General features: G+C 68.5%; 21 protein-coding genes. 13 read left to right on the forward strand and 8 right to left on the reverse strand.

Going from position 1 to position 22,517, the window contains the following annotated elements:
• Nucleotides 1-32: 32 nt before the first annotated feature.
• The 7 genes from AC0662_RS27670 to AC0662_RS27700 all read left to right on the forward strand — a co-directional run bounded on the left by AC0662_RS27670 (nt 33) and on the right by AC0662_RS27700 (nt 8,636).
• A complete protein-coding gene (locus tag AC0662_RS27670) occupies nt 33-833 on the forward strand; it encodes a hypothetical protein (protein ID WP_452204563.1) in 801 nt (266 codons plus the stop codon).
• 28 nt (nt 834-861) lie between these two features.
• Nucleotides 862-2,742 carry a fumarate reductase/succinate dehydrogenase flavoprotein subunit gene (locus AC0662_RS27675; RefSeq protein ID WP_452204562.1) on the forward strand — a complete coding sequence of 627 codons (1,881 nt, stop codon included), beginning with the start codon at nt 862-864 and terminating at the stop codon, nt 2,740-2,742.
• Nucleotides 2,743-2,811: 69 nt separating this feature from the next.
• Nucleotides 2,812-3,564 carry a succinate dehydrogenase/fumarate reductase iron-sulfur subunit gene (locus AC0662_RS27680; RefSeq protein ID WP_452204561.1) on the forward strand — a complete coding sequence of 251 codons (753 nt, stop codon included), beginning with the start codon at nt 2,812-2,814 and terminating at the stop codon, nt 3,562-3,564.
• A gap of 152 nt (nt 3,565-3,716) precedes the next feature.
• Nucleotides 3,717-5,690, forward strand: coding sequence for an ABC1 kinase family protein (locus AC0662_RS27685; protein WP_478304247.1), 1,974 nt, complete (start codon nt 3,717-3,719; stop codon nt 5,688-5,690).
• Between the two features lie 29 nt (nt 5,691-5,719).
• Nucleotides 5,720-7,141 carry an MFS transporter gene (locus AC0662_RS27690; protein WP_478304249.1) on the forward strand — a complete coding sequence of 474 codons (1,422 nt, stop codon included), beginning with the start codon at nt 5,720-5,722 and terminating at the stop codon, nt 7,139-7,141.
• Nucleotides 7,142-7,145: 4 nt separating this feature from the next.
• Nucleotides 7,146-7,433, forward strand: coding sequence for a 4a-hydroxytetrahydrobiopterin dehydratase (locus AC0662_RS27695; protein WP_452204558.1), 288 nt, complete (start codon nt 7,146-7,148; stop codon nt 7,431-7,433).
• Nucleotides 7,434-7,586: 153 nt separating this feature from the next.
• Complete coding sequence (locus tag AC0662_RS27700; protein WP_478304252.1) at nt 7,587-8,636, forward strand: sialidase family protein; 1,050 nt, start codon at nt 7,587-7,589, stop codon at nt 8,634-8,636.
• Between the two features lie 93 nt (nt 8,637-8,729).
• Here AC0662_RS27700 and AC0662_RS27705 read toward each other — a convergent pair whose 3' ends face one another.
• Together AC0662_RS27705 and AC0662_RS27710 are read right to left on the reverse strand one after the other, a co-directional pair.
• Complete coding sequence (locus AC0662_RS27705) at nt 8,730-9,074, reverse strand: VOC family protein (RefSeq protein WP_478304254.1); 345 nt, start codon at nt 9,072-9,074, stop codon at nt 8,730-8,732.
• Nucleotides 9,075-9,084: 10 nt separating this feature from the next.
• A complete protein-coding gene (locus AC0662_RS27710) occupies nt 9,085-9,915 on the reverse strand; it encodes a helix-turn-helix domain-containing protein (RefSeq protein ID WP_478304256.1) in 831 nt (276 codons plus the stop codon).
• A gap of 49 nt (nt 9,916-9,964) precedes the next feature.
• Between AC0662_RS27710 and AC0662_RS27715 the strand changes: the two genes are divergently transcribed.
• Nucleotides 9,965-10,789, forward strand: a complete 825-nt coding sequence (locus AC0662_RS27715) for an acyltransferase domain-containing protein (protein WP_478304258.1) — start codon at nt 9,965-9,967, stop codon at nt 10,787-10,789.
• On the opposite strand, the gene AC0662_RS27720 is transcribed toward AC0662_RS27715, so the two are convergent.
• The 3 genes from AC0662_RS27720 to AC0662_RS27730 all read right to left on the reverse strand — a co-directional run bounded on the left by AC0662_RS27720 (nt 10,784) and on the right by AC0662_RS27730 (nt 13,990).
• On the reverse strand, nt 10,784-11,977 hold the full coding sequence (locus tag AC0662_RS27720) for a polysaccharide deacetylase family protein (RefSeq protein ID WP_478304260.1): 1,194 nt from the start codon (nt 11,975-11,977) through the stop codon (nt 10,784-10,786). The two genes, AC0662_RS27715 and AC0662_RS27720, sit on opposite strands and share 6 nt — an antisense overlap.
• Nucleotides 11,978-12,076: 99 nt before the next feature.
• On the reverse strand, nt 12,077-12,706 hold the full coding sequence (locus tag AC0662_RS27725; protein ID WP_452199910.1) for a DedA family protein: 630 nt from the start codon (nt 12,704-12,706) through the stop codon (nt 12,077-12,079).
• 99 nt (nt 12,707-12,805) lie between these two features.
• A complete protein-coding gene (locus AC0662_RS27730) occupies nt 12,806-13,990 on the reverse strand; it encodes a cytochrome P450 family protein (protein WP_452199909.1) in 1,185 nt (394 codons plus the stop codon).
• A gap of 54 nt (nt 13,991-14,044) precedes the next feature.
• On the opposite strand from AC0662_RS27730, the gene AC0662_RS27735 reads away from it, so the two are divergent.
• Both AC0662_RS27735 and AC0662_RS27740 read left to right on the forward strand, forming a co-directional pair.
• The gene (locus tag AC0662_RS27735; RefSeq protein ID WP_452199907.1) at nt 14,045-14,371 is read left to right on the forward strand and encodes an ArsR/SmtB family transcription factor; all 327 of its coding nucleotides are present in this window, start codon (nt 14,045-14,047) and stop codon (nt 14,369-14,371) included.
• The gene (locus tag AC0662_RS27740) at nt 14,361-14,780 is read left to right on the forward strand and encodes an SRPBCC family protein (protein WP_478304263.1); all 420 of its coding nucleotides are present in this window, start codon (nt 14,361-14,363) and stop codon (nt 14,778-14,780) included. Before AC0662_RS27735 ends, AC0662_RS27740 begins: the two co-directional genes overlap by 11 nt.
• 220 nt (nt 14,781-15,000) lie before the next feature.
• On the opposite strand, the gene AC0662_RS27745 is transcribed toward AC0662_RS27740, so the two are convergent.
• Nucleotides 15,001-15,177 carry a DUF5302 domain-containing protein gene (locus tag AC0662_RS27745; protein WP_452199903.1) on the reverse strand — a complete coding sequence of 59 codons (177 nt, stop codon included), beginning with the start codon at nt 15,175-15,177 and terminating at the stop codon, nt 15,001-15,003.
• Between the two features lie 137 nt (nt 15,178-15,314).
• Between AC0662_RS27745 and AC0662_RS27750 the strand changes: the two genes are divergently transcribed.
• The 3 genes from AC0662_RS27750 to AC0662_RS27760 are packed head-to-tail and all read left to right on the forward strand — an operon-like array spanning nt 15,315 to nt 17,582.
• Nucleotides 15,315-15,965 (forward strand): LysE family translocator, encoded by a 651-nt coding sequence (locus AC0662_RS27750; RefSeq protein ID WP_478304265.1) that lies wholly within the window; start codon nt 15,315-15,317, stop codon nt 15,963-15,965.
• A gap of 33 nt (nt 15,966-15,998) precedes the next feature.
• Nucleotides 15,999-16,679 (forward strand): hypothetical protein, encoded by a 681-nt coding sequence (locus AC0662_RS27755; protein WP_478304267.1) that lies wholly within the window; start codon nt 15,999-16,001, stop codon nt 16,677-16,679.
• A gap of 9 nt (nt 16,680-16,688) precedes the next feature.
• Nucleotides 16,689-17,582, forward strand: a complete 894-nt coding sequence (locus tag AC0662_RS27760; protein ID WP_478304269.1) for an aminoglycoside phosphotransferase family protein — start codon at nt 16,689-16,691, stop codon at nt 17,580-17,582.
• A gap of 135 nt (nt 17,583-17,717) precedes the next feature.
• Here the strand turns inward: AC0662_RS27760 and AC0662_RS27765 are convergent, their stop codons facing one another.
• Together AC0662_RS27765 and AC0662_RS27770 are read right to left on the reverse strand one after the other, a co-directional pair.
• Nucleotides 17,718-18,452 carry a class I SAM-dependent methyltransferase gene (locus tag AC0662_RS27765; protein ID WP_478304271.1) on the reverse strand — a complete coding sequence of 245 codons (735 nt, stop codon included), beginning with the start codon at nt 18,450-18,452 and terminating at the stop codon, nt 17,718-17,720.
• Between the two features lie 197 nt (nt 18,453-18,649).
• A complete protein-coding gene (locus tag AC0662_RS27770) occupies nt 18,650-22,399 on the reverse strand; it encodes a DEAD/DEAH box helicase (protein WP_478304273.1) in 3,750 nt (1,249 codons plus the stop codon).
• Nucleotides 22,400-22,517 lie beyond the last annotated feature (118 nt).

A 22,517-nucleotide genomic window follows, 5' to 3' on the forward strand; every position in this document is an offset into this window, starting at 1 on the left:
GAAGCGCCCGCAGCGAAGCGAGGACGGTTCTGATGGCCACTGGAGTTGACGCCCCGGGGCGCGCGCAGATCGGCCTCAAGACCGCACGAACGGATCGATGGTGGCTCGCGCCGTTGCGCATCGGCGTGATCCTGCTGTTCTTCATCGCGTACGCGACGGTCCGCATCTTCATGAACAAGTGGTACTGGGTCGACGCGTACCACTACCTCACGCCGCTGTACTCGCCGTGTGTGACCAGCAGCTGTGTCGAAGGCTCCAGCCACCTCGGGACCTGGTTCGGCGCGTTCCCGCGCTTCGTGCCGTTCAGCCTGATCACGTTCGTGATCCTGGCCGGCTTCCGCGGCACCTGCTACTACTACCGCAAGGCGGGCTACCGGTCGCTGTTCTGGGCGCCGGCCGCGTGCGCGGTGCCCGAGCCGCACAAGACCTACACCGGTGAGCGGAAGTTCCCGCTGGTCGCGCTGAACCTGCACCGCTACTTCTTCTACGGCGCGCTGGTCTTCGGTCTGCTGAACGTCTACGACGGTATCCAGGCCTTCCACGGCAAGGACGGCGGCTTCGGTATCGGCCTCGGCACCCTGATCATCTGGATCAACCTGGTGGCCCTGTGGCTGTACACCCTGTCCTGCCACGCCTGCCGGCACATCGTCGGCGGCCGGCTGAAGAACTTCTCCAAGCACCCGATGCGCTATCGGTACTGGACGTTCGTGTCCAAGCTGAACCCGAAGCACGGCACTTTCGCGATGACGTCGCTGTTCACCGTGATCCTGACCGACTTCTACATCATGGCGCTGTCCGCCGGATGGTTCTCCGACCTGCGCTTCATCAACTGATGAGCACCTCTTTAGGGATCTCTGAGCTATGACTGAGCTGGAACGACACTCCTACGACGTCGTCGTGATCGGAGCCGGCGGCGCCGGCCTGCGCGCGGCGATCGAGGCCCGCGAGCAGGGCAAGAAGACCGCGATCATCTGCAAGTCGCTGTTCGGCAAGGCGCACACGGTGATGGCCGAGGGCGGCTGCGCGGCCGCGATGGGCAACGCGAACTCCAACGACAACTGGCAGGTCCACTACCGCGACACGATGCGCGGCGGGAAGTTCCTGAACAACTGGCGGATGGCCGAGCTGCACGCGCAGGAGGCTCCCGACCGGGTGTGGGAGCTGGAGACGTACGGCGCGCTGTTCGACCGCACCCCTGACGGCCGGATCAGCCAGCGCAACTTCGGCGGGCACACGTACCCGCGGCTCGCGCACGTCGGTGACCGCACCGGCCTGGAGCTGATCCGCACCCTGCAGCAGAAGATCGTCTCGCTGCAGCAGGAAGACTTCGAGGCGACCGGCGACTACGAGGCCAACCTCAAGGTGTACGCCGAGTGCACGATCACCGAGCTGATGAAGGACGGCGACGCGATCTCCGGCGCCTTCGGGTACTGGCGCGAGTCTGGCCGCTTCATTCTGTTCGAGACGCCGGCCGTGGTGCTGGCCACCGGCGGCGTCGGCAAGTCCTTCAAGGTCACCTCGAACTCCTGGGAGTACACCGGTGACGGGCACGCGCTGGCGATGCGGGCCGGCGCGACGCTGATCAACATGGAGTTCATCCAGTTCCACCCGACCGGCATGGTCTGGCCGCCGTCGGTGAAGGGCATCCTGGTCACCGAGTCGGTCCGTGGTGACGGTGGCGTGCTGAAGAACTCCGAGGGCAAGCGGTTCATGTTCGAGTACGTGCCGGACGTGTTCCGCGCGCAGTACGCGGACAACGAGGAAGAGGCCGATCGCTGGTACAAGGACGCCGACAACAACCGGCGCCCACCGGAGCTGCTGCCTCGTGACGAGGTCGCCCGCGCGATCAACTCCGAGGTGAAGGCCGGCCGTGGTACTCCGCACGGCGGCGTGTTCCTGGACGTGTCGACCCGGCTGCCGGCCGAGGAGATCACCCGGCGGCTGCCGTCGATGCACCACCAGTTCAAGGAGCTGGCGGACGTCGACATCACCAAGGAGCCGATGGAGGTCGGCCCGACCTGTCACTACGTGATGGGTGGTGTCGAGGTCGACCCCGACACCGCGTCGTCCGTCGTACCGGGGCTGTTCGCCGCCGGTGAGGTGGCCGGCGGGATGCACGGGTCGAACCGGCTCGGCGGCAACTCGCTGTCCGACCTGCTGGTGTTCGGCCGGCGCGCCGGGATGGGCGCCGCGACGTACGTCGACCAGCTGGGCGAGCGGCCGACGATCGACGAGGCCGACGTGGACTCGGCGGCCGCCGAGGCGCTGGCGCCGTTCGAGCTCGAGGGCGGCGAGAACCCGTACTCGATCCACCAGGAACTGCAGCAGTCGATGAACGACCTGGTCGGGATCATCCGCCGGGAGCCCGAGATGGAGCAGGCGCTCGGCCGGCTGGCCGAGTTCCGCGGCCGGATCGCGAAGATGACGGTGGAGGGTCACCGGCAGTTCAACCCGGGCTGGCACCTGGCGCTCGACCTGCGCAACATGCTGACGGTGTCCGAGTGTGTCGCCGGGGCGGCGCTGCTGCGGCAGGAGTCGCGCGGCGGTCACACCCGCGACGACTTCCCGGAGATGTCGCCGGACTGGCGCAAGAAGCTGCTGGTCTGCCGGCTCGACGCCGAGGGCCAGGTGAACGTGAGCGAGGAGCAGCAGATCCCGATGCGCGAGGACCTGCTGGAGCTCTTCGAGGTCGACGAGCTGAAGAAGTACCTGACCGATGAGGAGCTGCCGAACCATGACTGAGCGGAGCGAAGTCATCATCAAGCAGAGCGAGCTCTGCTCAGCGGCGCCCGCAGCGAAGCGAGGACGCCGGTGAGCTACAAGGGCAAATTCCGCGTCTGGCGCGGGGACTCCGAGGGCGGCGAGCTCAAGGACTACGAGGTCGAGGTGAACGAGGGCGAGGTCGTCCTCGACGTCATCCACCGGCTGCAGGCTACGCAGACGCCGGACATGGCGGTGCGCTGGAACTGCAAGGCCGGCAAGTGCGGCTCCTGCAGCGCCGAGATCAACGGCATGCCGAAGCTGATGTGCATGTGCCGGATGAACACGTTCGCAGAGGACGAGGTCGTCACGGTCACGCCGATGCGCACCTTCCCGGTGATCCGGGACCTGGTCACGGACGTCTCGTTCAACTACCAGAAGGCCCGCGAGGTGCCGGCCTTCAAGCCGCCGGCGGACCTCAAGCCGGGTGAGTACCGGATGCAGCAGGCCGATGTCGAGCGGTCGCAGGAGTTCCGCAAGTGCATCGAGTGCTTCCTGTGCCAGGACACCTGCCACGTGATCCGGGACCACGAGGAGAACAAGGAGAGCTTCTCCGGTCCCCGGTTCCTGATGCGGATCGCCGAGCTGGACATGCACCCGCTCGACGCCGCGGACCGGCAGAAGGCCGCCCAGGAGCAGCACGGGCTGGGCTTCTGCAACATCACCAAGTGCTGCACCGAGGTGTGCCCCGAGCACATCAAGATCACCGACAACGCGCTGATCCCGATGAAGGAGCGCGTCGCGGACCGCAAGTACGACCCGCTGGTCTGGCTCGGCAACAAGATCCGCCGCCGCCCGGCCTGATGCACTGACCGCGCTGACTGCGCTGACTGCGCTGTACGAAGCCCCCGGAATCCGCTGAGATTCCGGGGGCTTCGGCTTGAAGGGACACTTCGGGGGCCGTTCCCTCGCGTGGGTGAGTTCTTCACCGCCGGTCCGCGCCTAGGGTTCCGGGCATGGATGTTGTGCTGGGTGGTCTGTTCAGCCTGGGCGTGTTCCTGGTGATCTTCGTGCCGACCGCGCAGCGGCTGCTCGGCGTGCGGTTCGGGCTGGTGCGGATGGCGCTGGCGGCGGCGGTCACGCTGAGCCTGTTCAGCCCGATCGCCAACGCGCTCGTCGGCCGGGCGCCGTTCACCGGTTCCAACGGCGCCGCGATCGCGTTCCTGGTCCTGACGACGCTCTGCGCGATGCTCGCCGGGCTGGTGTTCCTGGTCCTGTCCGAGGCGCTGGTGCCGACCGGATCGTTGCCCCGGGCCCGCGATCTGCGCCGCGACGTGAGCGGCCGGATCGCCCGGACCCGCCGGTACCTGCAGATCCTCCGGATCGCGCTCACGCACGGCCTCGGTCCGTACCTGCGCGGGCGCCGCCGCCCGGGCCGCGAGAACGCCGCCGGCCAGGCCGAGCTCGCCCGCTCGCTGCGACTCGCGCTCGACGAAGCCGGCGTCACCTTCGTCAAGCTCGGCCAGGTGCTGTCGACCCGCAGCGACATCATCCCGAGCTCGGTCGCTACTGAGCTGAGCCGTCTCCAGGACCAGGTCTCCCCCGCACCCTGGCCGCAGATCGAACAGGTCCTCACCGATGACCTCGGCGCCCCACCCACCCAGTTGTACGCCGCCTTCGACCCCGAGCCCCTCGCGGCCGCCTCGGTCGCGCAGGTCTACACCGCGCGCCTCATCGACGGCACCGACGTGGTCGTCAAGGTCCAGCGTCCCGCGATCGCTGACCTGGTCGACCGGGACCTCGACATCGTCCGCCGCCTCGCCCGGCTGCTGGACCGCAACACCGACTGGGGCCGCTCGATGGGCGTCCGGGCGTTGGCCGACGGCTTCGCGGACGCGATGCGCGAGGAGCTCGACTTCACCGTCGAGGCCAGCAACATGACCACCGTCGCCGCCGGCCGATCCGTTGCCGCCAGCAATGACCTCGTCGTTCCGCGGCTGTACGCCGAGCACTCCACCCGCCGCGTCCTCACGATGGAGCGGCTGGACGGCATCGGCCTCGGCAACGCCCGGCAGGCGATCGCCGACCGCGGGCTGGACCCGGTGCGCCTCGGTCGTGCGCTCTTCGACTGCCTGCTCGGCCAGGTGGCGATCGACGGCGTGTTCCACGCCGATCCGCACCCGGGCAACTTCCTGCTGCTCGCCGACGGCCGGATCGGGATGCTCGACCTCGGCTCGGTCGGCCGCCTGGACCCGGCCACCCGGGACGCCCTGCAGCGTTTCCTGCTCGCCATCGACCACGGCGACCCGATCGCCGCGACCGACGCCCTGCTCGAGATCGTGCACCGCCCCGACGTCATCGACGAACGAGCGCTGGAGCGCGCCGTCGGCCAGTTCATGACCAAGCACCTCGCCGCCGGTGTGGCGCTCGGCCCCGCGATGTTCAACGACCTGTTCCGGATCATCACCTCGCACGAACTCGGCGTACCGCCCGAGGTCGCCGCCGTGTTCCGCGCACTGGCCACGATCGAGGGCACGATCTCGCGGATCTCCCCCGGGTTCGACCTGGTCGCAGCGTCCCGGCAGTTCGCCAGCGCCCATGTCACGGACCGGCTCGCCCCCGAGGCATTGCGCCGTACGGCGACCGAGGAGCTCGCCACGCTGCTGCCGATGCTGCGCCGGCTACCGCGGCGGATCGACCGGATCGCGGCCGCGGCGGAGAGCGGCCGGCTCGGGATGAACGTCCGCCTGCTCGCCGACGAACGCGACCGCCGGCACTTCACCGGTCTGCTGCACCAGGTCTTGCTGGCGGTGCTCGGCGCGACGGCGGGCATCATGGCCGTCCTCCTGCTCGGTACGCCGGGTGGTCCGCAGGTCACCGATGCGATGTCGCTGTTCCAGCTGATCGGCTACAACCTGCTGGTGATCTGCGCGGTCCTGGTGCTGCGGGTTCTCGTACTGATCTTCCGGTTGCCGCGACACTTGACTTAAAGCGCACTTGAGCTTCGACGATAGCGGGCATGTCCTCCACGACCGCCTCCGAGACCCGGCCCCGCCTGTTCACCGGCCAGCATCTCCCGCTGGTGCTGGGCGTGATCGGCCTGGTCACCCTGGGCGCCTTCGAGAACCGCGCCGTCGGCACGGCGCTGCCGACGATGGTCCGCGAGTTCCACGCCCTCGGCAGCTTCGGCCTCGCGAACGCGGCGCCGAACGCGAGCTACCTGATCTCGCTCGCGATCGCCGGGCTCTGGTCCGACCGCCGCGGCCCCATCCCGACGCTGCGTGCCGGTGCCGTCTCGTTCGCCCTTGCGCAACTGCTGGTCGGGACCGCGACCGCGATGCCGATGGTGATCGGGGGCCGGTTGCTCAGCGGTTTCGCCGAGGGACTGCTCGACGTGTCGCTGATGGTGCTCGTGGCCCGCGCACTGCCCGCCGTACTGCGGCCGCGGATGTTCTCGCTGTTCGCGGCGATGTGGATCCTGCCCTCGGTTCTCGGTCCGGTGCTGACCGGCGTGGTGACCGAGCAGTTCGGCTGGCGCTGGGTATTCCTTGCCGCGGTCGTCCTGCTCATCCCGAGCTGGCTGCTGCTCGGCCCGGCGATGCGGCAGTCGGTCGACGTACCTGCCCCGGAACGAACCGCCGAGGACGCCGCCGAACTCGAGGCATGGCGAGCCGCTCTCCCCTGGGCCCTCGCCGCGTCCGTCGCCCTGTTCTCGATGACCGTGGCCGGCGACCACCTCCAGGCCCACCCGATCATCGGCGGTACGGCGATCGTCGTCGCGCTCGCCGTCCTCGGACGAGCCGCCGTCCGCGTGATGCCGGCCGGCACCTTCGTGGCCCGGCGCGGCTTCCCCGCGGTCGTCGCGGTCCGGGGACTCGGCGGAGCGGCCTTCGCGGGTGTGGGTGCGTACCTGCCGCTGCTCCTCACATTGCAGCACGACTTCAGCCCGTCGCGCGCCGGCGTGACGTTGTCGATCACCGGCGTCTGCTGGGCGCTCGGATCCTGGCTGCAGGGTCGTGAGCACGGCGTCGAACGAGTGACTGTACTGCGCACCGGTCTCGCCTTCATGACCGTCGGCGTCGCGGTCACCTCGCTGCTCGCCTGGACCGACGCGACCTCGTGGATCGGCTTGATCGGCTGGGGTTTCGCCGGCATCGGGATGGGCCTGAGCTCGTCGAGCCTGTCCGTTCTCACCCTGGACCTGTCGGACCACCACAACTCCGGCCGGAACAGCAGCGCCGGCCAGATGGCCGCGACGATGAGCGTCGCGACCGCACTGTCGATCAGCGGCACTCTGCTCGCGTTCAACGCCGACAACCCACGCCCCTGGGTCTTCGGCACGATCATCACCGCAGGCGCCGTACTGGCATTCCTCGGCTTCCTCGCAGCACCCCGCGCCCGCCGCGTGGCACTCAGCGAGGTTGCTCAGGGTCTAGAGTGAGCGCATGGCTGAGCTCCTGACCGATGACCAGATCGACCTCGCGCTTCGTGACCACCTGCCGGAGTGGAAGGTCGTCGACCAGGAACTCGTGCGCAGCGTCAAGCGGGACACGTTCCTCGACGGCATCCGGCTGGTCGCGACCGTCGCCCAGCTGGCCGAGTCGATGAACCACCACCCGGACATCGACATCCGCTACACCACGATCACCTTCAAGGTCAGCAGCCACGAGGCCGGCGGCATCACCGACGACGACCTGGTGCTGGCCCGGCACGTCGACACCGCCATCGGCTGAGCTGCCTCACCCTTTCTGACCCTTTCTGACCCTTTCTGACTCTGCCTGACTCTGCCTGACCCGGCCTGAGCTGCCTGACGTGTTCTCGTCATGGCGCCTGTCGGTCACGGCAGGCGCTGGTGGCGCGCGCCCGGAAGCCCTTACATCTAAGGGATGACCGCCCTCGGAAGTGCCCTGTCCGCTCTTCTCCTGCTCGTCCCGACCGCCACAGGCCCCGGCTGGTTCTGGAACGAGCCGCACTGCGACACCGTGTACGGCGACGGCTCGGTGACCATCACCGAGTCCGACGGCGCGACCCTCGCGCCCACGACCGGCACCCTGCGCCCCGTCACATACGCGAAGGTCGCGACGCTCGACGAACCGAACACGCTGATCTCCATCGGCAAACAATCGATTCAACGGTCCAATGACGCCGGCTGCAGTTGGCAGTTGCTCGACAAGTCGCCGGACGACCTGAGCACGTACGACGTCCAGCCGGGCCCGGGCGACTCGGCGTACATCTACAGCGTCAACGACCAGCCCATTCATCGCGTGCACGGATCGCAGGTCAGCACCGTGGCCGGGCCCGTCGACGGTGGTGGGCTCGCGGCGCTCGACGCCCGCCCCGGACGACTCCGCGCGGTGGCCGGCGACGGTCAGCTCTGGGACTCCTCGAACGACGGCGTCACCTGGCAGCGCGTCGGCGTACCGGCGGCTCGTGATCTCTTCTTGTACGACGCTGTGGTGGACCCGCGGAACCCGGATCACATCGTGATCGGGGTGATGTCGGACGGCGTCTATGTCACGTACGACGGCGGCCGGACGTGGACGCGGTCGCGGCCCGTCGAGCGGGTGAACGCGTTCAGCCTGGCGATCTCGCCGGCCGACCCGTCGAAGGTCTGGATGGAGGGCTACGACCGGGACCGGTCGACGCGGTTCATCTGGGAGTCCACCGACGGCGGGCTGAAGTTCCGCGAGGTGCTGGACCAGAGCCGGGCCACCCTCATCAACGGCAACCGGATGTGGGCGTCACCGGCCGACCCGGACCTGCTCTACTTCAGCTACGGCACGTCGTTCGCGAACTACGGCGCGGACCTGTACCGCTTCCGCCCGTCGACCGGCGAGCTCACCAAGAACCACAACCGCAACGACGGCATCCCGTCGCTCGCCTTCAACCCCGCCGACCCGAAGATCCTCTACCTCGGACTCGCCGAGGAGCGGTAGGCGGACCTGCACCACTCACCAACCCCAGGCAAGGCCCGCTCCCGCCACCACGCTGAGCGTGCCGAGCGTGGTGGCGGGAGGTTGGTGAGTGGCTCAGGTCCGCAGGCCGATGAGCACGCCTTCGGAGTCGCGGACGTAGCAGAGCTGCCCGATGCCCGGCTGCTCCTGTACGTCGCCGACCTGCTGACCGCCGGCGCCACGGACGGCGGTCAGCGTCGCCTCGATGTCGTCGACCTCGATCCAGGCGATCGTCGGCTGCGACTGCCACCGGCTGCTCATGATCGCGCCGTCAATCCCCTCTCCCGACCCGGTCGCGGCGAGCAGGTACCCGTCCGGCATCGGCGCCGGCGTCACCTGCCAGCCGAAGGCCTTGGTGTAGAACTCGGCGGCCCGGTCGTGGTCCTCGGCAACTATCTCGACATGAACGATGCGTCCCATGTCTCGATGATCAGCCGTCGACCGGCGGTTCGTCTTGGACGGATCTTCCATGCATCAACGCGGCGATCCCGTTCTCGACGGCGCGGAACGACGTCGCGCTCACCCCCGTGAACCGCTTGAAGTCCCGCGCGGCATGCGCCTGGTCGTAGTACCCGTGCAACGCCGACAACGTCGCCGCCGCGTCCGCCGGTCCATCGAGCAGCCCGCCGACGAAGTGGTAGTAGCGAACGATCTCGGCGTACTGCTTCGGCCCGATCCCCAGGCTCCGCCGGAACACCCGGTACAACGTGCTGTACGACGTCCCGCACCGCCGCACCACATCGGCCACGGCCACCTGCCCCCGCAACGCGTCGATCGCCCGCACCGCCTCGACCACCACCGGCTGCACGTCGAAGCCGACCAACCGCCCCGCCAGAAACCCAGCCAACCGCTCAGCCCGCCCTGCGCCGAACTCCTCCGCCCGGAGCTCTCCGACCAACCCCGCGAGGTCCGCCCCGACCCACTCCCGCATCGGCAGCACCTCGTCCACCAACCCCGGCAGCCCGAACGCCGCGAGCCCCCACGGCAAGAACTCCACGCCCGCGTAGATCGACGTACCGCCCTGTGCGAGCACCTGCGGCCGCGTCATGATCCCGAACACCGACGCCACATTCGGCCACTCGCCCCGCGTCACCGGATCATGCCGCGTCCCCGCATCTCCCAACGCCACCGCCAGCCCCGGCCGCCCGTTCGGAATCAGGATCTCCCGCCGAACCTCCGCCAGCGCCCCGGAATCGACCAACCACACATGGTCGATCACGTGCCGAAGCTCGTCCGGCGGCGAGAAGCGCTGGTAGCCCACGGTTGAGATCGTAAGTCTGTGGCCGGGCCGAATCGGTTAACGTTGACGAGTGACGACTGCCGAGGAGTACCGCCTGCTGGGGTTTGCCGACGTCGATCGGGAGGCTGCTGAGGCGTTCGCGCCGGATCAGGTGGCGGTGAAGGATCTCGCCGACCAGATCCGGGGCGCGATCGGCAAGCTCGGGAGCGAGCCGGAGTTCCGGATGCCGGAGGATCCGCGGAACTCGATCCAGGCGTTCCTGGACACCGTGCCGGACATCCGCCGGTACCACGCGGAGCGCGGGATCCCGGACGACATCAGCTGGGCGACGCTCGCCGACCTCGGGCAGCAGATCAAGGTGAACCGGCGGACCCACGGCGACTACGGCCTGGAGACGCACTGGTGGATGACGATCCACTGGACCGGTCAGATCTACGCGCTCGGCCGCCTGCAGTACCTGCTGCACCAGGTCCCGGCCGACAAGCCGGTCCCGGGCACCGAGCCGGGCGAGTGGATCATCGGCGTCCACATCCCGGAGACCGGTTCGCTCACGCCCGAGCTGGTCGACGAGAGCCTCCAGCAGGCCCGCGAGTTCTTCCCGCGGTACTTCCCGGAGTACCCCGTGCAGACCGCGAACCTGTGGTCCTGGCTGATCGACCCGTACCTGCTCGACAACCTCCCGCAGGAGTCGAACATGGTGCGGTTCGGTCGCCGCTTCACGCCGTACGGGACGCCGAACGACAGCCAGGACAGCGCGATCTTCTTTACCTTCCGCACCCACGGACTCGAGCGCCTCGACGAGCTCCCGCAGGACACCCGCCTGCAGCGCCTCGTGGTCGGCCGGATCAAGGACGGCGGCACCTGGCAGAGCGCGTACGGCTACCTGAAGCTATGACGGCCGGTTCCGCCCACTCGGTACGCCGTACTTCGCCAGCCAGCTCGCCAGCTCCACGTTCGACACGCACCGTACGTCGGGCTGCTTGCACGTCTGCGTGACGAACTGGGTGAGCGCGTCGGAGTACACGCTGTTGTTCCACCGGTTGAAGTGGTTGCCGAGGAACAGCGGCGGGTTGCCGCTCCCCCGCGACTTCGCGAGCGCCTGCTGGTAGGTCGCGATTACCTGCGCCTTCAGGGCGGGTGCCTGCGCGAGCGGCGCCTTGCGGGCCTGGGTCTGCGCGAACCACAAGTTGTAGTCCATCGTCAGCGTCTTCTTCGCGGTACCGGCCAGCGTGACCGACTCGAGCGGGAAGTCCCACAGGCCGTTCTGCTTCTTCGGCCAGGCGATGTAGCCGGGCGCGGAGGCGTCGTACAGCATGTCGCGCTGGACCATCGCCTGCCGGTACGCGGGCCGGTTGCCCTCCAGGCACGGCGTCCGCATGCCCTTCACGGTCGCGGGGTCGAACGGTGGCGCGACCGTCTTGCCGGCCGCGAGTGACGGCCCGGTCCGCACCATCCGGTCGAACGCGCTCAGCTCGGCGGTCCACTGCGCCGTCGTCCACCGTCCGATGCCGGTCGTACCGCAGAAGTGCCCGTTCGCGTGGGTGCCGATCTCGTGACCCTCGGCGATCGCCTGTCGCAGGACCGTGGTCCGGCCGAGCACGTTCGCGGTGTTGCCCCACCCGATATCCGACGCGCCCGGTTTCTGGTACGGCGGTTTGTAGTCGTCGCGGTGATCGCCGGGGTAGAGGTACGGACCGGAGAGGAAGAACGTCATCCGGGCGTTGACCTGCTTCGCGACCGCCCGCCAGTGCGCCCAGAGCGCGAGGTCGCCGGCGCCGTCGAAGGAGACGACCACGAACAGTGGCGGCTTCCCGTTCGGCAGCCGGCCCGGGAAGCTCCGGGTCACCGGCGCGGCGGCGAGCAGGTTGCCCGCGGCGGGCTTCGACGGGGGCACTGAGGGAGTCGGCGTCGGCTTCGTCGCCGGAGTGCTGGGTTTCGGCGTGGTCGCCGGACTGCTCGGCGTCGGTTTGGTGCTGGGCTTCGGCGTCGGTTTCGTGGTCGTCTTGCCCGCCGACGGTGCGCCTTCCAGCGGTACGTCGGCACACCCGGCAGCGACCGCCGCGATCACCAGCGCGACGCCCATGAGGTTCACCCCAGGCCTCACCACCTGTCTACTGACGCACGTCCGCCCGGAAATGTTGGTCCGGGACACGCGTCAACGGCGAAACCCAGGCAGGGATCGTTAAGCGCTCGTGATCTTCGCCGCGCGGCGCTTCACCGCGATCCGGCGGGTCGTCTCGACCACCAGCCCGATCACCCCGGCCAGGCTCAGACTGAACGCGAGCGCCTTCAGCTGGTCGTGCGCGAACGCGTCACCACCGAGGTACCCGAGCAGAGCGACGTACGTGTAAGCCACGGTGACGCCGGCGAAGGTGAAGACGATGAACTTCTTGAACGAGTACCGCGTCGCGCCCGCCGTCAACGTCGCGACCATCCGGGCCCCAGGGATGTAACGCACCGTCATCAGGATCAGCCCGCCGCGGGAGTGCAATGCGGCGGCGACCCGTTCGTAGACCTGCTGGCGGCGTTCCTGCCGCTTCATCCAGCGGTGCAGCGCCGGGCCGGAGCCGCGGCCCATGAAGTAACAGACCGATTCGCCGATCACCGATCCCGCCATCGCGACCGCGATCACGAGCAGCAGGTTCTGGTGGCCGGCGGCGGCTGCCATGCCGGCAGTGACGACCATGCCCTCGCTGGGCACGACCGGGAACACCGCGTCGACCGCCGCGGCGATGAACAGCACCAGCAGCAGCCAGTGCGAGGCCATCGCGAAGTTCAGCAGGTGTCGCGCGGCCTCCATCGACTCTGTCACCCGGACAGAATGACATCCCTGGTCAAGCGGGCTGCAATCCCATCGATGTGATTCAGCAGCGGTTCATCCGATGTTCAGGCGCGCCCGCGCGCGGCGTGGTCAGAGCCGTACGGGGAGTTCCCGGATCGCGTTCATCAGCAGGCTCGGGTGCCGCGGCGGATCCTGGTCCGGCTCGGCGAGCCGGAGGTTCGGGAAGCGCTCGAACAGCATGCCGAGCGCGATCCGGCCCTCCAGCCGAGCCAGCGGCGCGCCGAGGCAGTGGTGAATGCCGTGCCCGAACGCCAGGTGCGCGGTGTCGGCCCGGGTGATGTCGAGCTCGTCCGCGCGATCGACCTTGCGGGCGTCGCGGTTCGCGGGGAGGAGCGCGAAGACGATCACCTCACCGGCCTCGATCCGGCCCGTGGCGAGGTCGATCGGCGCCTGCGCGACGTACGGGATCGCGGCCTGCAGCGGACCGTCGTACCTGAGCAGTTCCTCGACTGCCGCGGGCAGCCGCTCGGGCTCCGCGGTCAGCAGCGCGAGCTGGTCCGGATGCCGAAGTAGAGCGTGTACTCCGTTCGTGATCAGGCTGACCGTGGTCTCGTGCCCGGCGGCGAGCAACAGGAAGATCATCGAGGTCAGCTCGTCCTCGCTCAGCCGGTCGCCACCGTCCTGCGCCAGGATCAGGCCGGACAGCAGGTCGTCGGCCGGCGCCGCCCGCTTGGTCGCGATCAGCTCGTGCACGAAGTCGAGCATCAGCGTGGTCGCCTCGATGTACTCCTCGGCGGTGTACACGGTCGCGTTCACGAACACGGTCGACCAGCGGCGGAACTCCTCGCGCCGGACCGCGGGGATGCCGATCAGCTCGCAGATCACGGTGATCGGCAGCGGGTAGCTGTACGCGTTCACCAGGTCGATGCGGTCTCCCCCCGCAGCCGCCATCTCGTCGAGGAGCTCAGCGGCGATCTCGCGGATCCGGGGCTCCAGCGCGTCGATCCGGCGCCGGGTGAAGGCGGCCGTGACCAGCTTGCGCAGCCGGGTGTGATCCGGCGGGTTCGCGCCCAGCATGTGCTGCTCGGTCCGGTAGATCAGGTCGTCCATCACCGAGTCCCGGTGCGGGCCGTCCATCGGCGAGCGCACCACGTCCGGATGGGCGAGCAGCTCGCGCGTCTCGGCGTACCCGGTGACGAGGCAGACGGGGACGCCGGTGAACAACGTCAGGCGCTGCAACGGGCCGCCGGCGGCGAGGGCCGCGAAGCCGTCGTGGCGGGCGATTCCACTGGTCTCGATGAACGGCTGCGTCATGTCGGCCAGCGTACGGACTTGACAGGACACTTCACCAGTTGGTGAAGTGTCCTCGTGCTGACCGGACTGCCGAAAACCTTCGGCGCGCTCGCGGACCCGACCCGGCTGGCGATCGTCGGCCGGCTCAGCCGCGGCGACGCGACCATGGGCGAGCTCGCCGAGCCGCACCGGATCACGCCGCCGGCGATGACCAAACACGTCCGCGTGCTGGTGGACGCGGGGCTGGTGAATCGGCGGCGCGTCGGGCGGACCGTGGTGTGCACGCTCAGGCCGGAGGCGTTCGCCGAGGTGGAGCAGTGGCTCGGCGACCTCACGTCGTACTGGAACAGCACCGTCGACCGGTTGGAAGAACTGTTGCGAGGGGACGCCGATGAACACTGAGATCCGGATCGAAAGAGTGCTGCCGGCAACGATCGGCCGGGTGTACGACGCCTGGACGCGCGCCGACCTGCTGGTCCAGTGGTACTGCCCGAACCCGGACCTGGAACTGAAGGTCGAGGCCGAGGTCCGGGTCGGCGGGGACTACGTCGTGTGGATGGGCCCGCATGTCGTGCGCGGGACCTACCTGGAGGTGGACCCGCCGCGGCGGCTGGTGTTCAGCTGGAAGTGGGACGGGACCGACGACGATCCGACCCGGGTCGAGGTCGAGCTGTCCGAGGTCGCGGACGGCACCCGGATGCTGCTCAGCCACACCGGCTTCACAAACGCCGAAGACGCCGCGAACCACCGCCTGGGCTGGGACCCCGAACTCGCCCGCCTGACCGACCTGCTCGCGCCCGTCGCCCAATAGCCGTCACCGCACGACCAGGGCTGACCGGCAGCGCCGCGACTGGGCTCGCTCACGCCCCCGACGAGAGTCGGGCACCGATCGACCCCTCGGACACCCAACGGACCCCTCGGACAAGTTATTGCCTGTCCACGGCCCCCAAAGCGTGTCCGCACCCCCAAGAAAAGGTCGAGCCCCGGGCGGTGACCCGGGGCTCATGCGGATGGATGGACAGTGGCGGTTGTCAGCTGCCGGACTTGCGCCGGAACTGGCGCTTCTGCTTGTCGTTGTGCGCTTCGCCAACGCCCTGGCCACGGACCCCGTTGCCGGGGTGGTCGTGGTTTCCGGCGTTCTTCTTCTCGAGCGCTTCCCGGAACTTCTTCTGCAGATCGTCCGCCGGCGTGCTGGACTTGTCGCTCATACCGTCTCCTTCACAAACCGTCAGGCGTACGCCTCCACGCTAACCGAGGGTGAGTACAACCCGCGAGTGGAATTCCGCCGATCTCAGCATCGGAAACCCCCGGCGACACTCCCGGGACCGCTGTTAGGTTCGGCTCCATGGTGGTCAGCAACGAGGCGCTCCTCGGTATCGCACTGGTCGAACTCGGTCTGGTGATCGTCCCCGGACCGAACATGATCTACCTGATCTCACGCTCGATCGCGCAGGGCCGTCGCGCGGGGCTGATCTCGCTCGCCGGGGTCGGCGTCGGGTTCGGTATCTACTTGCTCGCGGCAAGCGCCGGTCTGGCGACACTCTTCGCGCTCGTCCCCGAGATCTACGTGACGCTCAAGCTCGCCGGAGCGGCGTACCTGCTGTGGCTGGCGTGGAACGCGCTCCGTCCCGGCGGCTCGTCGGTCTTCGCCACGCAGGAACTCGAACCGGACCGGCCACGGAAACTGTTCGGTATGGGTCTGCTGACCTGCCTGCTGAACCCGAAGATCGCGATCCTGTACATCTCGCTGCTCCCCCAGTTCCTCGACCCGTCCCGCGGCCATCTCGGCCTGCAGAGCCTGATCCTCGGCCTCGGCCAACTCACCGTCGGCGTCGTGATGAACGCGGTCTTCGTGATCACCGCCGGCTCGGTCGCGGTGTTCCTCGCCCGCCGCCCGACCTGGATGCGGATCCACCGCTACCTGACCGGTACGGCGCTCGCGGTCTTCGCGATCCGCCTGGCCACGGACCGCGCCCGCCCGCTCGCGACGCACTAAAACTGTCGGATCCGGTGATTACCGTTGCCCGGAATGAACGACTTCATTGCCTCGTCCCTGGACCGGTTGGCCGTTTGGAACCACGGTGCGGTTGCGACCCTGGTCCGGGAGCGGGGCCTGCCCGCGATCACCCCTGAGTATCTGCTCGACACGTTGGACTGGCAGGCTGCCGAGGACGCGACGCGGGCGCTGACCGAGCACTTCGCGTCGGCCCGGTTCGCCGGCGAGGTGGAGTACGGCGTACTGCTGGTCCCTGATCCTGAGCGGCTAGACACTCGGCGACCGCTGCCGGGCGAGGTGCGGCCGACGCCTTCGCCTGATGTGTTCGACGAGCGCCTGCCGGCCGGGATCCCGCTGCCCGGTGGTCGCCCGTGGCAGTTGGTGGCGAGCGTGGTCGGGGCGTACGGGCCGTCGCTGGGCAGCTACAACGACGTGATCGCCGCGGATGAGTTTGTGGTGAACGGGCAGGACACCCGGCAGTGGATGACCCGGCAGGTGTGGGGTGCGCGGGTGCTGCAGTGTGGCGCGACGCCGCCGGATTGCGAGGACAACGAGCGGTGGACGTTCACGCTCTTTCCCGGTGAGGAGCTGGTCGACGGGCAGGCCGAGTCCGGGACCGTACTGAAGGGCAAGGTCCGCTTCCGGCTCGGCAGACCGGACCGCGGCATCGGGTCGGCGCGGGTGGCGCCCGCGCTGCTGATTGACGTGAAGTAGGTTCTGCGGATGGTCATGCACGAGGGGCAACTCCAGGTCACGACCGAGCACGTGGCCAACCTGGTCCGCGAGCAGTTCCCGGACTGGAGCCAGCTGCGGATCCGTGAGGTGACCTCGCACGGGACGGTCAACGCGCTGTTCCGGATCGGCGACGAGTTGGTGGCCCGGTTCGCGATCCTGCCGGGCGACGCGGACGAGTTGCGGCGGGAACTCGAGGACGAGGCCGGCGCCGCGCGACGGTTGCGCGCGATGTCGCCGTACCCGACGCCGGAGCCGATCGCGATCGGTGCACCGGGGCTGGACTATCCGCTGCCGTGGAGTGTGTACAGCTGGGTGGACGGGACGATCGCGTACGACGCCGACGTGGCCGGCTCACCCGCCTTCGCGGAGGATCTGGCGCGGTTCGTGCTGGCGCTGCGCGCGCAGCCGACCGAGGGGCGGGTGTTCACCGGGTCGTGGCGTGGCGGGCTGGTGACGTCGCAGGACCCTTATGTCGCGGAGGGTCTGGAGCGCAGTCGCGGGATGATCGACGTGGACGCGCTCGCGCGGTTGTGGGCCGACCTGCGTACGACGCCGCGCACCGAACCGGACGCGTGGACCCACCGCGACCTGATGCCCGGCAACCTGCTGGTCAAGGACGGCCGTCTCGCCGGCGTGATCGACGTCGGCACCTTCACCGTCTCCGACCCCGCGATGGACCTCCAGCCTGCGTGGAACCTCCTCGACCCGACTGCACGTTCCGCGTTCCGTACGGCGCTCGGCAGCGACGACGCCGAGTGGCGCCGCGGCATGGCCTGGTCGTTCGCCCAGGCCATCGGCTGCCTCTGGTACTACGTCGAAACCAACCCGGTCATGTCCCGCACGGCCCACCACACCCTGACCGCACTGCTGAAAGCTTCCTAGCCCTTCCGCAACTCACGGCCTTCCATCGGCTCACCGGCGCATTGCGTCGGCTCACCGGCGCATTGCGTCGGCTCACGGGCGTGTTGCGTCGGCTCACGGGCGTGTTGCGTCCGCTCACGGACATGTTGCGTCGGCTCACGGTTTTCTGGCGACGAACACGAACTCCATGCCTGGTCGATCCGGCGCCTCGCGCACCTCATCCACCACGAACCCGGCCGACACCAACGACTGCTCGACCTCGTCCCGCTCGCGGAACCGCAAGGTCGAGTCCGAGGTCAGCACCGCCCCGTCGGACGAGAACACGTAGTTCGCGCGGAACGACACGAACGGCAGGTCGACTCCGGTCAACTCGCTCCAGCACTCGACGGTCCCACCACCGTCGGCCGGGATAACCTGCCCCGTCTTCTCCCGAGACCACTCGGCCCATTCCTCCCAGATCCGCCGCGCCGGATCCCGCGTCTCGAACACGAACCGCCCACCGCCGACCAGCGCCCTATGCACCCCACGCACCGTCGCGGCCCAGTCCTCGTCGGTCAGAAACACCTGCGCGACGTTCCCCGTCATCACCGCCAGCTCAACGTCCAGCTCCGGCAGCGTCGTGGCATCACCGTGGATCCACCGCACCCGCTCCGCAAACTCCTTGCCCCGAGCAACCTCCAGCGAAGCCTCCGCCGGGTCCACCCCCACGACGTCCACGCCGTGCCCCGCGAGCAAACAGGCCAACTCGCCCGTCCCACAGCCCACGTCGAGCACCCGCCGTACCCCGAACTCCCCCACCATCGCCAGGTAATGCTCCAGATCCCCCCGCCCCGTCTCCATCACGTCATACAACGCCACCAACCGAGGCACCCCGAACAAGGCATCAACCATGCCCGCGACGCTAACCCGCCTGCCCCGATCCGGCGACCCCATTTCCGTACCGAACAACGGGACGTAGACATGTACGCACACGCCCACGCACGCCCGACCAACCACCGCAAGACCAACGAACCCGACACCACTACCCGTTCTTCGGCACGCCTCACGAGGTAGCCCCGCTGTAGCGCCGCAGCTCCGCCCGCGACGGATCAGTCCTCCGGGCGCCATCGCTGAATCAGTTCGTGCTGCGCCAGATCCGAGAAGTAGCGGTGCCGCGACCAGGCCTCGAAGTCACCGATGACGATGAGACGCCGCTTAGCCCGGGTAACGGCGACGTTGAGGAGGTTGGGCTTGTGAGCGGCCCAGCTCCGGGATCCCACCTGGCCGGCGCCAGTACCCAGCACCAGAACCACGATGTCCGCCTCTTTGCCTTGCGTAGTGTGCACTGTGCCGTAGCGGGTGCGGGCCAGGTTGCCCACCACTTTGCCGAGACCACGGACAACATCCCTGAACGGGCTGATAACGAAGACGGAACCACTCAGACGCCGCCCCTGCTCGTCACCATCGCCGCCGTCAATTGTCTCGCCGGCGAGAGCCGCGCCCGTCTTCATGCTCTCTGACCGGATCGCCTCGTCGATACGGTTACGGATCCGGTTGAGGGTGGCTTCGAGGGCTCTTCCCTCAGCCGGGTTCCACTTCTCCTCGGTCGGCAATGCGCGGACGTCCCACCACACGCTGCGCTGCACGAGGGCGAAATCGTCCTGGTCACGATCGACTCCGTAGACCATCATCTCGTCATAGGCGATCGTGTTGCTGATGTCGAACATCAGGCGATCGCAGCGACGGTGCACTCGCAGGGGCGAACCGATCCAGACGTTCTCGCCGTCCGGATCCGGTAGCCAGGTTCCGTACTGGTTGAGGCGGTCGGCGAGAGTCTGGACGGAGGCCGCCGCGGGAGCCCACTGCCGGTCCACCGCGAAGTGTCCCGCCAACCGCCGCTGACCGGTCCAGGGGAGCGTGACGACAGGTTCGAGCTGCAGCGGGTCGCCGACAACGACCGCTCGGCGAGCACGGAACAAAGCGCCGACGACCTCCTGCGGGGCAGCTTGGCCGGCTTCATCGACGAAGAGCCAGCCCAGAGCCTCACTGCCCAGCTGCGCGAACATGCGCCCCATTGACGCGAAGGTCGTCGAGACCACCGGAACGACAAGGAACAACATCTGCCATGCGGCCAGCACCGTTTCGGAATCCAGGTCCGGAGGCGCCTGACCACCGACCACATCCATAGCGGCATGCAGATTCCTGCGCATGAGCCCCGGCGCTGTCGCCAGCAGCGCGCTGTGCAGATCGAGGGCTGCGAGGAAGAGTTCCGAACGAGCCTCGGCGAACGCGGCATCCATCCACGGCGCCGACCGTTCGCGCGTCTCCATCGCCTCCCGATCCTCGAAGGGCGCCTGCCATTCAGCACCCGGTACGTGGTCACGCCACTGCTCCTTCGCTGCGGTCAGTCGGCGTTGCTCGACCTCCCGTTCGTGGCGCCGGCGAGCCACGTGCCGTTCCGCATCGGTCACCGCAGAGATCTGCTGTGCACGAGCTTGCCGGCACGCGACCAGACGAGCCTCGGCGAGTGTGATCGCAGTGAGCGCTTGGTCAAGCTCTCCCTGCGCCTTCCGCAGGGCAGTGTGCCGTAGCGCCCGAGCGGCCTCGAGTCCCGCAAGACGACCGTCCGCGATGCCGATGTTGGCCACGAGTGGGCCTCGTCCGGCCTCCCATCGACGGATGGCATCTCGGTTGACCAGTCTCGTTATCAAGCCAGGTTTGCGCGCGTCGTACACGTGGAGTGCCGACTCCGCTGCGCTGACGGCCTCCTCGCCGTCGCGGACGGCCGCCGCAGCCAGGTCACATCGTGCTCGCTCAGTGGACGTCGCTGCCTGGCGACGAGCGTGCTCCTGCCGAAAGCCGTCAAGTTCACCTTGAACGCGATGCTCTTCCTGCTGCAACCGCGTCAGGGTTCCACGGGCGCCGGTTTCCCGTGACACCAGTTCGTTGAGGAGGGCATCGGGGCCTGCAAGCCGTCGCAGTAGATCCGAGATCCCCTGCCGCTCCGCGGCAAGCGCGCGCACGTGGTCGCGAGCCTCGGCGAAACGCTGCACCGCCTGCTTCCATGTCTCCTGCCCCAACGGGGCAACCACGTCAGCATCCGGCTTGGCACTCCTCGCTCCCTGTGCGGAGCCGGAGGCGCTCTCTTCCTGCAGCTGCAGGATTTCTCGCAGGCCGAGGATCTGGCGGTCCGCGGTCACATTCGGCGTCGGCAGGTCCTTGTCCTTGGCGCGCTCGCCCCACCAGAAGCGCTGGACGAAGTCTGAACGATGCTTGCGCCGTCCCAGGCGTGCCGCGATAGCTCCCCACGCTCGATCCGCCAGCGCCAGGCTGGCTGGGCCCGCAAGATAGTCGGCTCGTTGTGCCCATGCCTTGCCGATGGCGCCGGCTGCTGGAATGTCCAAGGTGACGTTCTCGACCGCCCCGTTGTTGGACGAAGCGACGACGATCTCGAATCCGGTGAGCTCGGGGATCAGTGGGCGGAGGCTCCGCCCGTAGGTCTTGCCGGCGCTTTCCTCCGTGCGCCAGGTTCGGGGCTTTCGGACGAAGGCGTCCTCCGGGCGCTCCAGAGCGGCCAACCGCTCCGCTCGCTGGACCACCAGGGCCGCGATCAGATCTCGCAGCATGGTCGTCTTGCCGGTTCCAGGTGGCCCGTTGACGGCGTACAGGCCGCGACCGTCGTCGTCTCCAAGACTCGCCAGGATTCGGTTGATCGCAAACTGCTGACTGAGCGCCAGCGGCCGCTCGCCTTCCTCCAGCCACCGGCCCAACGGCATGTTCGAAGGTTGCAGATTCTCCAGCATGATCCCGGGCAGGCGCCGTACGTCGAAGCGGTTCATGGCGTCCAGATCTGCCTCGTCCCGCAGGTAGTCGACCAGAGCGGCGCCCGCGTGACCAGCCTCGACGACGTCGGCGACCCGTTCCAGATCGTCGGCGTAGAAGCTGTTCAGGAAGACGTCGCCACTCGCCTCGTCCGCGTGCCGCTCCGCGACCTCATAGCTCCTGATCCGGATCGAGTCGGGCCGGAGAGCCTCGGCGACGCCAAGTTGCTCGGCCACCCATCGAGTGATGGCCGCCAGATCGTCCACGTCCAGCGTCTTCGTACCCACTTCGGCTGGCGGCTCTTCCGGCTGCCCATCCGCTACCTCACCACTGTCCGGACGATGATCGGATACGCCGCTGCCACGGGTAGTGCGGTCGGTCAACCGTGCGGCACCCGCGTCGATCAACTCGCCGCCGGCCTGCTCGATCACCTTCGCGGCCACCACCCCCGCCACCGGGCCGAGCCCGGCGCCCAGAACGCCGGCCGCCGCGCTCACCCCACCCTTCGCGCCAGCGACGACCAGCCGAGACATCAGGCCCGCGACCGGGCCAAGCCCCGCCTGCGGCGCGCGGCCGGCCACTGGCCGGTGGTCTACTTCGATGCGCCCGTCGCCGAGCTCCAGTAGCAGCTCCACCAAGTGCGTACTGTCCTCGTCAAAACCGGTCAGCCACTCGTCGCTGTGCGGCCCAGGATCCAAAGTCTGCCCCACCGCCCAAGCGCAGGAGGACAGGGTCACACTGCTCTTGATCAGCAACCCGTCCTGGTTCACGGTGAAGCACAGCAGAGCGCTGTCCCCACCGATCCGGCCATCGAGGTCCTGCTCGGAATCCGAGGCACGGAACGCCGCCAACAAGACGTCGCGCACCTTGCCGACCGCGAATATCCCCGCGTAGACCGTGTGCTGCCACACCCGGCCGCGCCGGCGCTGGAGCCGATCGAAGCCAGGTTCCCAGGGCAATGGCTGATTCGCTCTGACGGCGATGAGGTTCTTGGCCGGATCAACGGGGTCGACCTTCGGCGGGGAGAAGTACTCCACAGCGCGCCAATACCGCAAGATCTGCGCTTGCCGCTGTCGCTCGGCCTTCGATCCCTTCCCGGCCCCCATCCGCTCCCTCTCTACGATCGTCGGCGACCGGAACCGTAGCAGAGGAGAG

Source organism: Kribbella sp. NPDC043289, from assembly GCF_056436705.1.

Excerpts from the sequence above, each read along its gene's own strand:
- AC0662_RS27670 (WP_452204563.1), top strand. The coding sequence starts at position 33 with ATGGCCACTGGAGTTGACGCCCCGGGGCGCGCGCAGATCGGCCTCAAG.
- AC0662_RS27675 (WP_452204562.1), top strand. The coding sequence starts at position 862 with ATGACTGAGCTGGAACGACACTCCTACGACGTCGTCGTGATCGGAGCC.
- AC0662_RS27685 (WP_478304247.1), top strand. The coding sequence starts at position 3,717 with ATGGATGTTGTGCTGGGTGGTCTGTTCAGCCTGGGCGTGTTCCTGGTG.
- AC0662_RS27690 (WP_478304249.1), top strand. The coding sequence starts at position 5,720 with ATGTCCTCCACGACCGCCTCCGAGACCCGGCCCCGCCTGTTCACCGGC.
- AC0662_RS27695 (WP_452204558.1), top strand. The coding sequence starts at position 7,146 with ATGGCTGAGCTCCTGACCGATGACCAGATCGACCTCGCGCTTCGTGAC.
- AC0662_RS27700 (WP_478304252.1), top strand. The coding sequence starts at position 7,587 with ATGACCGCCCTCGGAAGTGCCCTGTCCGCTCTTCTCCTGCTCGTCCCG.
- AC0662_RS27705 (WP_478304254.1), bottom strand. The coding sequence starts at position 9,074 with ATGGGACGCATCGTTCATGTCGAGATAGTTGCCGAGGACCACGACCGG.
- AC0662_RS27720 (WP_478304260.1), bottom strand. The coding sequence starts at position 11,977 with ATGGGCGTCGCGCTGGTGATCGCGGCGGTCGCTGCCGGGTGTGCCGAC.
- AC0662_RS27730 (WP_452199909.1), bottom strand. The coding sequence starts at position 13,990 with ATGACGCAGCCGTTCATCGAGACCAGTGGAATCGCCCGCCACGACGGC.
- AC0662_RS27740 (WP_478304263.1), top strand. The coding sequence starts at position 14,361 with ATGAACACTGAGATCCGGATCGAAAGAGTGCTGCCGGCAACGATCGGC.
- AC0662_RS27745 (WP_452199903.1), bottom strand. The coding sequence starts at position 15,177 with ATGAGCGACAAGTCCAGCACGCCGGCGGACGATCTGCAGAAGAAGTTC.
- AC0662_RS27750 (WP_478304265.1), top strand. The coding sequence starts at position 15,315 with ATGGTGGTCAGCAACGAGGCGCTCCTCGGTATCGCACTGGTCGAACTC.
- AC0662_RS27755 (WP_478304267.1), top strand. The coding sequence starts at position 15,999 with ATGAACGACTTCATTGCCTCGTCCCTGGACCGGTTGGCCGTTTGGAAC.
- AC0662_RS27760 (WP_478304269.1), top strand. The coding sequence starts at position 16,689 with ATGGTCATGCACGAGGGGCAACTCCAGGTCACGACCGAGCACGTGGCC.
- AC0662_RS27765 (WP_478304271.1), bottom strand. The coding sequence starts at position 18,452 with ATGGTTGATGCCTTGTTCGGGGTGCCTCGGTTGGTGGCGTTGTATGAC.